Source organism: Actinokineospora sp. NBRC 105648, assembly GCF_030269645.1.
Taxonomy (GTDB): Bacteria; Actinomycetota; Actinomycetes; order Mycobacteriales; family Pseudonocardiaceae; genus Actinokineospora.
The window spans coordinates 1-12517 of the sequence record NZ_BSTR01000041.1 but is presented as its reverse complement, the minus strand read 5'-3'; the positions used below and the strand labels follow the sequence as shown (position 1 = coordinate 12517).

Annotated in this window: 11 protein-coding genes; 5 read left to right on the top strand and 6 right to left on the bottom strand. The window is 71.2% G+C overall.

What is annotated here, in order from left to right; all coding sequences use genetic code 11:
- Window positions 1–74 precede the first annotated feature (74 nt).
- Window positions 75–1268 carry an esterase-like activity of phytase family protein gene (locus QSK30_RS27615; RefSeq protein WP_285507178.1) on the bottom strand — a complete coding sequence of 398 codons (1194 nt, stop codon included), beginning with the start codon at window positions 1266–1268 and terminating at the stop codon, window positions 75–77.
- Between the two features lie 123 nt (window positions 1269–1391).
- On the opposite strand from QSK30_RS27615, the gene QSK30_RS27610 reads away from it, so the two are divergent.
- The gene (locus tag QSK30_RS27610) at window positions 1392–1778 is read left to right on the top strand and encodes a hypothetical protein (RefSeq protein ID WP_285507176.1); all 387 of its coding nucleotides are present in this window, start codon (window positions 1392–1394) and stop codon (window positions 1776–1778) included.
- 155 nt (window positions 1779–1933) lie between these two features.
- Complete coding sequence (locus tag QSK30_RS27605) at window positions 1934–3343, top strand: serine/threonine-protein kinase (RefSeq protein WP_285507175.1); 1410 nt, start codon at window positions 1934–1936, stop codon at window positions 3341–3343.
- Window positions 3344–3347: 4 nt separating this feature from the next.
- Here the strand turns inward: QSK30_RS27605 and QSK30_RS27600 are convergent, their stop codons facing one another.
- Together QSK30_RS27600 and QSK30_RS27595 are read right to left on the bottom strand one after the other, a co-directional pair.
- The gene (locus tag QSK30_RS27600; protein ID WP_285507173.1) at window positions 3348–4763 is read right to left on the bottom strand and encodes a hypothetical protein; all 1416 of its coding nucleotides are present in this window, start codon (window positions 4761–4763) and stop codon (window positions 3348–3350) included.
- Between the two features lie 7 nt (window positions 4764–4770).
- Window positions 4771–5757 carry a hypothetical protein gene (locus QSK30_RS27595; protein WP_285507171.1) on the bottom strand — a complete coding sequence of 329 codons (987 nt, stop codon included), beginning with the start codon at window positions 5755–5757 and terminating at the stop codon, window positions 4771–4773.
- A 60-nt stretch (window positions 5758–5817) separates the two neighbouring features.
- Between QSK30_RS27595 and QSK30_RS27590 the strand changes: the two genes are divergently transcribed.
- The gene (locus tag QSK30_RS27590; protein WP_285507169.1) at window positions 5818–6957 is read left to right on the top strand and encodes an AfsR/SARP family transcriptional regulator; all 1140 of its coding nucleotides are present in this window, start codon (window positions 5818–5820) and stop codon (window positions 6955–6957) included.
- A 1334-nt stretch (window positions 6958–8291) separates the two neighbouring features.
- On the opposite strand, the gene QSK30_RS27585 is transcribed toward QSK30_RS27590, so the two are convergent.
- Together QSK30_RS27585 and QSK30_RS27580 are read right to left on the bottom strand one after the other, a co-directional pair.
- The gene (locus QSK30_RS27585) at window positions 8292–9008 is read right to left on the bottom strand and encodes a GAF and ANTAR domain-containing protein (RefSeq protein ID WP_285507167.1); all 717 of its coding nucleotides are present in this window, start codon (window positions 9006–9008) and stop codon (window positions 8292–8294) included.
- The gene (locus QSK30_RS27580; protein ID WP_285507165.1) at window positions 8998–10527 is read right to left on the bottom strand and encodes a sensor histidine kinase; all 1530 of its coding nucleotides are present in this window, start codon (window positions 10525–10527) and stop codon (window positions 8998–9000) included. The genes QSK30_RS27585 and QSK30_RS27580 overlap by 11 nt, the downstream gene beginning before the upstream one ends.
- Window positions 10528–10782: 255 nt before the next feature.
- Between QSK30_RS27580 and QSK30_RS27575 the strand changes: the two genes are divergently transcribed.
- Both QSK30_RS27575 and QSK30_RS27570 read left to right on the top strand, forming a co-directional pair.
- Window positions 10783–11130: an ATP-binding protein gene (locus tag QSK30_RS27575; protein ID WP_285507162.1), complete on the top strand. Its 348-nt coding sequence runs from the start codon at window positions 10783–10785 to the stop codon at window positions 11128–11130.
- A 187-nt stretch (window positions 11131–11317) separates the two neighbouring features.
- Complete coding sequence (locus QSK30_RS27570; RefSeq protein ID WP_285507160.1) at window positions 11318–11443, top strand: hypothetical protein; 126 nt, start codon at window positions 11318–11320, stop codon at window positions 11441–11443.
- A gap of 56 nt (window positions 11444–11499) precedes the next feature.
- On the opposite strand, the gene QSK30_RS27565 is transcribed toward QSK30_RS27570, so the two are convergent.
- Window positions 11500–11925 carry a DUF6346 domain-containing protein gene (locus QSK30_RS27565; RefSeq protein ID WP_285507158.1) on the bottom strand — a complete coding sequence of 142 codons (426 nt, stop codon included), beginning with the start codon at window positions 11923–11925 and terminating at the stop codon, window positions 11500–11502.
- Window positions 11926–12517: the final 592 nt, after the last annotated feature.

Here is a 12517-nt window from a genome sequence, read left to right as displayed (position 1 = left end):
CCGGGCAACGAAGACGGCAACGCGAAAACGAGCAACCCAGGCAACGCAGGAGCGAGCCCACTAGATCGAGAACATCACGGACGCAGCACCCGAGGATCCGCGTGCAACCGCTCCCCCAACCGAACAGTGATGAACTCGTTGTTGTCCGGCTTCCCAGGCGTCCGCCCAGAAGAGAACGGGAAGTTGTTGTCGTTCAGCACAGCCAGCGTCCGGTCATCGAGGATCGCCACATCCTCAATGGTCTGGAACGGAAAGGTGAACGGATCCGCGAAGCCACCCACGTGCCGCGGGTTGGCGAGATTCAGCAGGTCCGCCACCAGCGTCTTGTCCAGCTTCCCATCGTGGTCGCGGTCCCGCTTGTCCGCCAGGTAGATCTTCTTCACCTTGGCGGTCGCCCCCTGACCGCCGTCCCGCTCGATGACCAGCAGCCGGTCGCGGTCCACAGTGGTCACGTCGCCGATCGCGTAGGCCGGGTCGTCGAGCTGGTAGGTCCACCGCCGGTCCGTGTACGCCCCTCGGACGAGGTCGAACTCGTTGAGCCGCAACGACCCCGCCGAGTCGCCCGCGACGACGCCTTCGAGCAGCGCGTTGAGCGTGCGCCGGTCGGGCGAGAGGGCGAGGCCCTCGAAACCCTTGCTGCTCAACAGGTTCGGCGTCCCGGCCGGGTTCTCCGGCGCGAACACGCCGGGCAGCGGCACCGGCGGTGCCAGGAGCCGACCCGCGCGGTCGAAGTGCAGCAGGTACGGACCGAACTCGTCGCCGATCCAGTAGCTGCCGTCGGCGGCCCGCACGATCGACTCGACGTCGAAGTCGGCGCCGGTGAGCACCCGGTCCGGGCGGGTGAGCGGGAACGGGACCTTGCGGTTCGGGTCGGTCAGGTTGACCCCGCCCAGCACGTCCACCGCGCCGGAGCGGAAGTCCGGGCCGATCCGGTGCAGGCGCAGCACGAAGTCGGCGCTGTTGGCCTTGGTGCCGTAGCCGTTGTCGGACAACACCTCGAAGGTGCCGTCGGGGTTGCCGACGATGCCGCTGAAGCCCTGCACCGGCTGGTCGGCGAACGGCGGCGTGATGCCGTTGACCGGCGCGGTGCCGAGGAGGGAGCCGGACGGGTCGCTCGCGGAGACGTAGGTCTCGGCGGGTAGGGCCGCGAACTGGGTCAGCGCAGCGCGGCCCGGGCCACCCCGGTCCGATTCGGGCGCGGCGGAACTGGGCACGGCGAGCGAGCACACCGCGAACGCGGCGAGCCCGATGGCCAGCGGTCTCCTCATGCGTGATCCGATCTCTGCGGCGCGGGCCCACACCGGGCGCGCGATCGTCCGCACGCTAGGGGTCGCGGGTGAACGCGGAGTGGATCGCGGGACGCCGTTTTCGCTCCGTGGGAGGATTCGCCGATGAGCGAACCGCTGGCCGACCACGTCCGGGACTTCGCCGCGGGCGGCTACCCGGTGTCGGTGGTCGTCCCGGCGGTGTGCGCGGACTGCGGCGGCACCGAGTTCCGGGTCGCCGTCGACGACACCGAGGGCTGCGCCGAACGATTGTGCGTCGCGTGCGGGGCTTTCGCGCCGATCGCCGACAGCGCGGAGCACGCGGGCGAACTCGTGGAGTGCGAATGCCCTTGCGGGGGCAACACGTTCGCCGTGGCAGTCGGCTTCGCCCTGCACGCCGATGGTGAGGTCCGGTGGATCAGCCTGGGCCTGCGCTGCCGAACCGACGGCACCTCCGGCGTCTACGCCGACTGGAAGATCGACTACGCCCCCTCCCGCCACCTCCTGGGCTGATCCGGCACCGGGAACGAGAGACTCGGAGGGCGAGTCGGAACGGGGGACCGATCGGTGCGGAGGACCAGCCGGGCCGATGGGCTGGGTCCGTGGTGGCGTGGAATCGCGCTCCCGGGCTCTGGGGCGTTGGCGGGTCGTCGGGGTGAGGAGTGTGGATGGGGCCGGAGGTCGGCGCGGAGTTCGGCGGGTACCGGATCGACGGGGTGCTCGGGCGGGGCGGGATGGGGGTGGTCTTCCGCGCCTGGCAGTGGCGGATGAGTCGGGCGGTGGCGCTGAAGGTGCTGCCGCCCGAGTTCGCCGCCGACCCCGGCTACCGGGAGCGCTTCGGCCGCGAGGCGGCGGCGTTGGCCCGGCTGGACTCGCCGCACGTGGTCGCCGTCTTCGACCACGGGGCCGTCGACGGGTCGCTGTACCTGGCGATGCAGCTGGTCAACGGGCCGGACCTGGCGACCGTCCTCAAGGCCGGGCCACTGCCGCCCGCGCGGGCGCTCACGATCGTCGACCAGGTCGCCGCCGCGCTCGGGGACGCGCACGCGGTCGGGGTGGTGCACCGCGATGTCAAGACCAGCAACGTCCTGCTGCGCCCGCTCGCCGAGCACCACGACGCCGACCACGCGTACCTGTGCGACTTCGGCATCGCCCGCTCGGCCGAGGTCGCCGGGTCCGAGACGTCCGGGCTGATCGGCACCGTCGGTTACCTCGCCCCGGAACGCCTGCGGGGTGAGCCCGCCACCCCGGCCGCCGACGTGTACGCGTTGGGCTGCCTGCTCTGGGCGGCGTTGACCGGCAAGGTCCCGTTCACCGGCACCCAGGCCGCGGTGATCACCGCGCACCTGCACGCTCAGAGCCCGCGCCTGGTCGCGGACGACGCGCGGACCGACGCGCTCAACTCACTGCTGGCGGGCATGCTGGCCAAGGACCCGGCGACGCGGCCGACGGTGCGGGACGTCCGCGCGCGGATCAGGGAGATCCAACGCGACGCCCCTTCCCAGGCGGTTCCCGCAGTTCAGACCGGGCGTGGCCGGTTCCGCGCTGGTGCTCGCCGCGCGGTTCAGGGTCGGTGGACGAAGATCGCGATCGCGGTGGCCGCCGTGGCGGCGCTGGGCATCGGCGCCGCGCTGATCCTGCGTCCGGAAGGCGCGTCACCCACTGACCGGGTCGCGCGCAGTACGCCTGCCGGGCTCACCTGCACGCCGGTGTCGTCGACCAACCAGGAGGTGCGCGCCCAGGTCGTGTGCGCCCCGGGACCCGACGTCGGCGACCTGCGGATCGCGGCGCTGGACGACCCGACCGCCGCCGCCGACTACCTGCGCACCGCGGGCGGCGCCGACCCGGCGGGCCTGAGCCCGGGGCGCTGCCCGACCGACCTGCCCACCCGCGAGACCTGGAAACGCGACGGCCACCACGGCACCCTGGTGTGCGTCGTCCTCGGCGACAACACCCGCTACGCGTGGACCGACGAGACCCAGTCGACGGTCTCGATCCTGGACGGGCGCCCCACCGTCTCCTACCCCCGCGACAGCGACCCGGTAGCCGACTTCTTCACCGCCATGCGCTTCGGCTGAGCCGCTAGCGGCCGTGTTGCCAGCGGTCGTCGAGGGCCTCCGGGGATGAGCCTGGGGCGCCGAAGAGGTAGCCGTAGGCGAGGGTTTGGTCGTCGTCGAAGTAGATGGTCGGGGACTTGTCGTCGGCGGTGGTGAAGGTGATGAACTGGCCGGTGATGTCACCGCCGGTGCTGTGGTTCCAGGCGCGGACTTGGACTGTGCCGGGGACCTTGCCGCCGCCGGCGGCGTTCTCGGTGCGTTGCTTGATCAGGTCTGCCCTGGTCGCCGCCAGGGCGAAGGTGAGCATGCCGCCGTCGGTCAGTGGGCACTTGACCATCTCGGTGGTGCCCGCGGCGACCGGGACCTGTTGGCACTGCGGCTTTTCGGCGTTGATCACCTGGTTCTCGGCGAACGCCCACAGCACCCCTGAGGTGAACGCGGGGCCGGGTAGGTCGGGGCGTGCCAAGCCGCCGAACTGGAGGGCGTCGTAGGTGGTGAGGATCGGGGTCAAGCCGCCCCGGTCGGTGGTGAGGTTGGCGCTGACCGGGCGCGGGCTGTCGATGTCCCAACGGATCGTGGCCGCGCCCGACTCGATCTCGGCCATGGCGAAGCCCGCGCCCTGCTGTTCGGCCCGGGCGGAGCGGACGGCACCGGTCTCGGGGACCTCGGACCGGCGGGTCTCGGCCAAGCGGGACGGCGCGTCGTAGGTGGTCAGGGTCAGGGTGGAGGTGCCAATGTCGCAGGAGACCCGTTCCACCTCGCTCGGGCGGGCCGGGAGTTGGGCGCAGCGGAGGGCGTCGTCGAGCAGGCGGGCGCCCAGCGCGCGGTAGCGCGCGGCGACCTGATCGGTGGCGTAGCGGTCCGGGGGCGGGGCGGGGGGCTGTTCGGTATCGCGGTTGAGCAGGAACACTCCCCCGCCCACGAGGGCCAGCACCGCGACGATGACGATCGGGAGCCACACCACCCGCGTGCGCGTGGGGGTAGGGACGTCTTCCCAGGTGACCCGGTGGGCGGCTGCGTAGTTCCCCAGTGGGGGTGCGGTGTCGGCCAACTGCGCGGCCGGTTCGACCCTGCTCGTCGGCGCGTCTTGGACGTGTTCGGTTGCCTGTTCGATTGCTACCGCCCGGGTGGACTCGTCGGTCTGCGTCTGCTCGTGGTCGGTCAGGAGACGGGTCAAGGGTTTGGCGGGTGCCAGGAACGCCCGAAGGGCCCACTGGACCTCGATAGCCGGCACCGAGGTCCAGTGGGCGACCACAGAGGCGATATCCGATTCGGTGGACAGCGCGGCGAGCTCCGGCGAACCCGCCACCGCCGCGAGTGCGTCCACTTCTCTTGCGGTGAAACGGTTCCCGGTCTCCCGCAGCGCCGCGCGGAGGGCGACCGGGTCGGTCAGGGCGTGCCTGCCGAAGCGCCGGACCACCTCGGTCAGTCGATCGTCCACAGTGGCCTCACGCGTCCGGGTCGGCCCAGAAGGCGCGCAGCACCTGCTGGTCGTCGGTGGTCGCCTGCATCAGCACCGCCACCCCGGTGGCGTCCTCGTCGAAGTACAGCCGGGAGAGTTGGTGCTCCGGGTCGAGGAAGCGCACCCGCGCACCGTCGCCCTTGCGCGGCGTGCCCACCGGGATGCCGGTCCGGATCCCGGGCTTGCCGGGCACGTACTCCCAGCGCAGGCTGCGCACCGACCCCGGCAGAGCACTCGGGTTGTCGTTGATCAGCACACCGCGCAGGGCGTCGAGCTGTTGCGGGTCAAGGAGTTTGCGGAAACTGGCCGCGATCCCGCTACCCAGGTCGCACAGGACGCTCTCCTGCACGCCCACCTGTGGGTCGGCCACCTCGCACTTGACGCCCGCGCGGTCCAGGTACGGTTCGGCCACCTTGAGCAGCGCCGGGTCGGTGAACGCCGCGCGCGGGGTCGTGGCGCTCGAGGTGTTCGTGGTGCTGCTGGTCGGCGGTGTGGTCGTCGTTGTCGGCGCGACCGTGGTAGTCGGTGCGGCGGCGGTCGGCTCGACGGGACCCGACGCCGTGTCGCGGTTGGCGGAGAACACAACCACGGTGCCGACGGCGCCGAGCAACACCACGACGAGCGCGGCGATCAAGAGGGTGCGGTTGGAGTTCGACTGCTTGGCAACAGGTTCCGCACCCCGGGGGAGGTAGCCCAGCGCGGCGCCGAGTTGGTCGACAGCCCACTCCGCACGGTCTCCGGTGGTGCCGCGCAACGCTTCCGCGCGAGCCTCCTGCGGGCGCGCGCCCGCCTCCACAGCCGCGCGCAGCCGTTCGACGGCACCTGAGGCGGAGACACCGGCCAGGTCGGCGATGTCGGCGTCCGGGGGTGGGGTGGCCAGGCTGCGCAGCGCGCCGGTGAGGGCGATCGGGTCGGCGAGGGTGGCGCGGCCGTGGCGGTCGACGACCTCTTCGAGCGCGGTCAGGGTGGTCATGGCGGTCAGTAGACCGCACCGCGCTTCAGGCGCGCTTCAGGCCCTGCGACCATGCCCCACATGGCGGTAGAGGTTCGGCTGCTCGGGGCGGTCGAGTTGGTGGTCGACGGCACCGCGGCCGGGCCCGCGGGCGTGCGGCCGCGTGCGGTGCTGGCCGTGCTCGCGGCGTCCGGGGACACGCCCGTACCGGGCGACCGGTTGGCCGAGGCGGTCTACTCCGACACCGGGCGGCCCGCTACCCGGACCACGGTCCAGGTTCACGTTCACACGGTGCGGCAGGCATTGGGAAAACACGGGGCCCTGCTGCGGCACACGCCTGCCGGCTATCTGTTGACCGGTGCGGTGGTCGATGTCCGCGCAGCCGAGGACGCGGTGGCCCTGGCCCGCGCCGCCGATCGGGCGGGTGACGCAACCGGAGCCGCTTTCGGTTACCGGCAAGCGCTTTCGTTGTGGCGCGGGCAGTTCTGCGCGGACTTGCCCGACCACGCGGCGCTCGACCCGGCGCGGGCGCTCTACGCGGAGTTGCGTTGGGAGGCAGTGGAAGCACGGGTGGCGGCCGACCTGCGCGCGGGTTCGGCGACACAGCTGGTGCACGAGTTGGAGGGGCTGGTCGCGGACAACCCGCTGCGGGAAAGGCTGTGGGGACATCTGATGGCGGCGCTGTACCTGGCGGGGCGGCAGTCGGACGCGCTCGACCGCTACCGACAGGCGCGTCGGGTGCTCGCGGACGAGGCCGGGGTGGATCCGGGCTCCGCGCTGCGCGACCTGGAGCGCGCGGTGCTGGCGCACGCGGGGACGGCGACGGTGCTGCGGGTGGTCGCCCCGGGGCCGCCGTCGTCCGGCAGACCCATGCTGACCTGGGTCGACGGGACCGGGCGGGCGCGCGTGCGGGAGTTGCCCGCTGCCGGTCGGGTGTTGATCGGGCGCGACGCGGCGGCGGAGGTGGCACTGCACCACGACGGCGCGGTGTCGCGCGAGCACGCGGCGATCACGGTCGTCGGCGGGCGCGCGGTGGTGGCGGACCTGGGGTCGCGCAACGGCACGTTCCACAACGGGCGACGACTGACCGGGGAGGTGTTGGTCCGTCCGGGTGACCTGATCCGTTGTGGAGACACGGTTGTCGCCATCACCGCGGGCCCGACCGGCGCGGTCGACGGCACGACGACGCGTGACGGTGATCACCGTGATCCAATCGAGTGATCAGGGCGGGGACCTGCCAGGTGGCACAGACGGATCCGGCTGAGCGGGCGACTGTGGGCACATGGACATCTTCGGCACCACGGTCGGCCTGCTGAGCACGGCGGGCGCGTTCCTCGCGGGTCGGCGCAGCGCGCTGGGGCGGGAGGTGCGCGGGCCGAAGTGGAGCCTGGTGATCTGGTACGCGGTGTGCGCGCAGTTCCCGGTGGTGCAGGTGGTGGGGGAGCTCGCGCGGTTGGGGCGGTGTGCTTGGGGGGCTTGGGTTCGGCGGTCTGGTGGGTTGCGGTCTCGTGTCGCCGGATCGGCCCTTGGTCGATTACGTGGATTGCGCCTCGGTCGATTGGGTGAAGGGCCCTTGGGCCGATGGCGCCTGGGGCGATTGGGTGGATGGCCCCTGGGTTTACCCGGGCTGAGACGGTGGTGCTCGATTGGGTGGACTGCCTTCGTGTGGGGCCCCTAGAGCACCGCGGTGGTGAAAAAAGGGCGGGTGAAGGGCATCCCCACCACACGGCAAGTTTAGCGGTGCTCTCCCCCCACACGAAGGCAGTCCACCCAATCGAGCAGGGAGGTTGTGGGCCTTGCTTTCCAGCGGGGGCGGGATTCTGGAACGTTCCAGCGGGGATGGGGAGACGGGTGTATGCGGTGGGAGGGGTCTATAGGGGGGGTCCGGTGGGTCCGGAGCAGGGTCGGGAACGGGGTCGGTAGCAGGGTCTGAAGCGGGTCCGGAACGGGGTTTGATGCGGGGTCCGGAACGGGGTCTGAAGCGGGGTCCGAAACGGGTTTGATACGGGGGTGGGAGCGGGGTCCGGAGTGGGGGTGGGGGTCCGGGTAAGTGGGTGAGTGGGGCGGGGCTATTCGCTTGGCCGGAGGCATCGGTGGACCACGACCATCCTCAATGGAGGTGCGGGGTCGGGTGGTGGCGCTATCGGACAGTGCATCAAGTGGATCGTTACGGGGCATCAGGTGGATCGTTGTGGGTGAGCGGGTGGTGCGGGGTGGCGGCTGTGGCCACCTTGGACGGGTCCGGTCTGCACCCGCGGCTGGGGCGAGCACGGCTGGCTCGGGTGGAGGGGGCTCGGGGGCGGCTGGAGGGGTGCGCGGAGTGGGTGTCCGCGGGTTGTCCGGGGGCGGTCGGGTGGGGAATCTGGGATGTCGTGGAAATGACCGTGTCGGTCGGGTGTAGATGATCGTTTGGTGGGTATATCCCGCTCGTCCTCGTGCGTAGCGGAATCGCCTGGTCTTGAGCCTCGCGTGTTAAGCAGCAGCACGGGGGCTCAATCAAGCCGGCAGCTGGGCCACTCGAGTGGCCCAGCTGCCGGTGAGGCCCGGGTCCCGGGTCAGTCCAGCGTGTGGTGCCGGGCTACCAGGGTGGCCGCCAGGTCGCGCAGCTTGACGTTGATGTTCTGCGAGGTGCGGCGCAGGGTGTCGAACGCCTCGTCCGCGCCGATGCCGCGGCGGGCCATCAGGATGCCCTTGGCCTGGCCGATGACGTCTCGGCTGTCCAGGGCGTCGCGCAGCTGCTCGATCCGCAGCTGCTCGCGGGTGAGTCCCTCGGCGGTGGCCAGGGCGAGCGAGGCGTGCGTGGCCAGCAGCAGCAGCGCGTCCCGGTCGGCCTGGTCGAAGGCGCCGGGGGCGCGTGAGTAGGCGTTGAGGGCGCCGGAGAGGCGGGGGACTCGGGCGTCGGGCAGTAAGGAAGCGGCGGCCAGGGAGTGGAACCCGAGCTCGGCCGCGGCGGGGCCGAACCGGGGCCAGCGGCGGTCGGCGGCGAGCTCGGGGCTGTGCGCCGCGGCGGGCCCGGACGGGCGGGCGCACTCGACGCAGGCGCCCTCGCCGTGTTCGTACTGGAGTTGGTCGAGCTGGTCGGCGATCCCGTCGGTGAACGCGGGGGTGTGGAACGCGCCGTCCGGGGCGCGCAAGGTGACGCTGACCAGGTCGGCGCCGACGACCACGTCCCTGGTCGTGTGCACGACCCGCTCCAGGACGTCGGCCACCGAGCCCGCGCCGAGCAGGGCCTGGGTGAGGGCCAGGAGCTGGCCCACCAGGTCATCGCTCATCGTCGCCGCCCGTCCGGGGCAGGGTGAAGCGGAACCGGGTGCCCTCGGTGTGGCCGGTGTCGAGCCAGATGGTGCCGCCGTGGAACTCGACGATCTTGCGGCACATCGCCAGGCCGATGCCGGTGCCCGGGTAGGCGTCCTTGCCGTGCAGCCGCTGGAAGATCACGAAGACCCGGTCGGCGAACTGCTCCTCGATGCCCAGGCCGTTGTCGGTGACCGAGAACAGCCACCGGTCGCCGTCGGCCTCGGCGCCGACCTCGACGCGCGGGCGGTCCGGGCCGCGGAACTTGACCGCGTTGCCGATGAGGTTCTGGAACACCGCGGTGAGCAGGGCGGCCTCGCCGTGCACGGTGGGCAGCTCGCCGAGCACGACCTCGGCGTCGGCCGCGGCGATCGCGTCGGCCAGGTTGGCGGTGGCCTGCCGGGCGAGCTCGGTGCTGTCGACGTCGACGTGCTTGCCGGTGTGCCTGCCGACCCGGCTGAACGCGAGCAGGTCGTTGATCAGCACCTGCATCCGCTTGGCGCCGTCGACGGCGAAGGCGATGTACTGCTTGGCGCTGTCGTCGAGCCGCTCGCTGTAGCGGCGTTCGAGCAGCTGGCAGAAGCTGGCCACCTTGCGCAGCGGCTCCTGCAGGTCGTGCGAGGCGACGTAGGCGAACTGCTCGAGCTCGGTGTTGGACCGGCGCAGGTTCTCCCCGGCCGCGTCCAGCGCGGCGTTGCGCTCCTCGGCCCGCTCCAGCTCACCGAGGATGCGCAGCCGCATGCCGTCGACGTCGCGGCCGAGTGAGACCAGCTCGGCCGGACCGGACACCGCGACCTGGTGGCCGAAGTCGCCACCCGCGACCGTGCGCACGTGCCCGGTGAGCCGGGAGAGCGGCCGCACGACGCTGGCGCTGAAGGCGATCACCGCCGCGGCGACCACGAGCAGCAGGCCGCCGAGGGTGATCACGCAGGTGGTCGCCAGCCGGGACGCGGCACCGTTGAGGTCGCCGCGCGCGTCGGCTCGGGCGATCTCGAGCGTGCCCTGCAGGCGCCCCAGCACGCCGCGGATGGTGTCGAAGCGCTGTTTGCCCAGCTCGGCCGAGGGCCCCGGGCCGCCCGCCTGGGCCGCGGCGATGGCGGGCTCGGCGTAGTCGGCGCGCCAGGCCGCCACGGTCCGGTCGAGGTCGTCGAGCTCGGCGCGCAGCCCGGGGACGTCGGCCGTGGCGTTGCCGATGAGGACCTGCGCGGCGTCCTGGCGGGGGCGACCGTCGCGGTAGGGTTCGAGGAACTCGCCGCGCGCGCTGAGCACGAGGCCCCGGACGCCGGTCTCCTGGTCGATCAGCGCCGTGCCCAACTGCTGGGTGGCCACGACGGCGGGGCCGATAGTGTCAAGCAGCCGCGTGCGGGCCCTGGTCAGGTCGGCCACCGCCACGCCGACGGCGACGATCGCGGCGAGCAGGACGGCGACCACGACCAGTGACGACAACATCGCCCACCGGCGCAACGACCAGCGCGGCCGGGATGGTTCGGGACTCATTGCTCAGACTTCCTGGTTGGTCGGCGCGGCGCGCGGGTGACCGTGTCTCCCGGGCCGCATCGCGGGCGGAAGGCTGTGGTCTCAACCATCCAGTGCGCAGATGATAGCCGTGCCGCCGCGCACGGCTAGGCGTGCCAGCGGACCGGTTCGAATTCGGGACACCACCCCGAAGACCGAACCCCGTTCGGTCGTCGCGTCAGATTTTGTCCGAACGGGTAAGCAGTCGGTGTCCACCCCGATGATCAAGGGAGCTTCATGCCAGGCGCGTCGTACAGCCTCGAGGGCGACCCCGCCACCGTCCTGCCCACGCTGCGCGCCTGGCTGCGCGAGCAGCTGGTGACGCTGAGCGAGGACGCGGTCGCCGTGGTGGCGCTGGTGGGCACGGAGCTGGCGAGCAACGCACTGGAGCACGCCCAGCCGCCGCGCTCGCTGCGAGTGAGCCAGGACACCACGGTGCTCCTGGAGGTCGACGACGGCGGCCCGGCCGAGCGACCGAGCCCGGGCTACGGCCTGATGATCGTCGACCGGCTGAGCCACTGGGGCGTCCGGATGCGCGAGACCGGCAAGACGGTCTGGGCGCACATCCCGGTCGACCAGGCGTGACTGTCGGATCGGCCTGGCAGCTGCGCCGGGGAGCGGAGGTGCTGGGCGAGATCACGGTGACCGAGTCCGACTTCCCCTGGCTGTCCGGCCGGTTCGCGCGCGAGCGGGGTTCGCCGAGGTCCGGGACCTGTTCACCCGGGAGTGGGCCCTGCTGGAGGCCGACGGGGACCCGGCGGAGTGGGAGCGGGTGTACGCCCAGATCACCGACACCCTGACCCTGGTGGGCCCGACGGGCCCGGTGGACTACCTGTTGCACGTCGAGGGCGACCAGGCCTGGTTCCGCTGGGCCGAACCCACGCCGGACTCAGACTGACGGGACCAACCGGGCACCGTCGGCGACACACAGGCCGAGCCGAGAACGACGCGCGCTCAGACCGACGTCTTGCGCGGCCACAGCTTGACGGCACCGAACAACGCCGCCCCACCGAGCACGAGCCAGAGCACCGGCACCAGCGGCCCCAACTCCGGACGCGCGCGAGCGGGCGTGAAGGAGTCGGTGGGCCTGCCATCGGACTCTAGGCGGTTCATCGGCACCGGCGTCCCGACATCAGCCGGGGTCAACGCCGAGGCAAAGCTGCTGTACGGGTGACTGCGCCCCCCGATCACCACATCGGCCTGACAACTCCAGGCAGCTCCGAGCACCAACCAGTTGCGCGAACACGTCACATTGGTCGCATAGGCATCGACACTTCGCTGATTCCCGTCACGCTCGGCACCGAAAACGATGTAACACCACACCATCGCGTATACGCAGGCGACGACGAGCAGGGCCACGTAACGCCGTCTCTTGACCACGACACTGTTTGTACACCAGAGCGGGCGACGCGTCAGACTTGGCTCCCTGCAAGGGAACTAGGCCAATCGGGGAAGTTCAGCGGAAATCAGACCCACGAATAGACCAATGGCACCAGCAGGTAGCACCGAACACAGCCCAACCACCCGCTCTTCACCAACCGGCCCCCAACGACCCCAAGGCAGCATCACCTCCCACCGCCTCCCCACCATCCCCGATCCCCACTCGCGAGTCCCTATTTTCAAGTTACCAATCGCAAGTCCCCAGTCCCGCACATCCGACCCGCGCACCCGGTCCCGACCCTAATCTCTTGATCTTTCAATCTTTAGTCTCATTCCCGCTGGTACCGGCAGCCCCGCTACGGATGTGCTCGATTGGGTGGACTGCCTTCGTGTGGGGGGAGGCGACCGCTAAACTTGACCTGTGGTGGGGATGCCCTTCTCCCCACGCTTTTTCCCCACGCGGTTGCCTAGTACGGCAGCCGCCATTTGTTAGCTGACCTGGGTGTTCTCGATGTCGCGGGCGAGTCTGGTGCGTTTGTGGAACCAGCGTGAGCGTGCTTGGTGGGTGCGTCGCCAGTTCACCCAGTGGGTT

Excerpts from the sequence above, each read along its gene's own strand:
- QSK30_RS27590 (WP_285507169.1), top strand. The coding sequence starts at position 5,818 with ATGGCGGTAGAGGTTCGGCTGCTCGGGGCGGTCGAGTTGGTGGTCGAC.
- QSK30_RS27580 (WP_285507165.1), bottom strand. The coding sequence starts at position 10,527 with ATGAGTCCCGAACCATCCCGGCCGCGCTGGTCGTTGCGCCGGTGGGCG.
- QSK30_RS27605 (WP_285507175.1), top strand. The coding sequence starts at position 1,934 with ATGGGGCCGGAGGTCGGCGCGGAGTTCGGCGGGTACCGGATCGACGGG.
- QSK30_RS27615 (WP_285507178.1), bottom strand. The coding sequence starts at position 1,268 with ATGAGGAGACCGCTGGCCATCGGGCTCGCCGCGTTCGCGGTGTGCTCG.
- QSK30_RS27610 (WP_285507176.1), top strand. The coding sequence starts at position 1,392 with ATGAGCGAACCGCTGGCCGACCACGTCCGGGACTTCGCCGCGGGCGGC.
- QSK30_RS27595 (WP_285507171.1), bottom strand. The coding sequence starts at position 5,757 with ATGACCACCCTGACCGCGCTCGAAGAGGTCGTCGACCGCCACGGCCGC.
- QSK30_RS27585 (WP_285507167.1), bottom strand. The coding sequence starts at position 9,008 with ATGAGCGATGACCTGGTGGGCCAGCTCCTGGCCCTCACCCAGGCCCTG.
- QSK30_RS27575 (WP_285507162.1), top strand. The coding sequence starts at position 10,783 with ATGCCAGGCGCGTCGTACAGCCTCGAGGGCGACCCCGCCACCGTCCTG.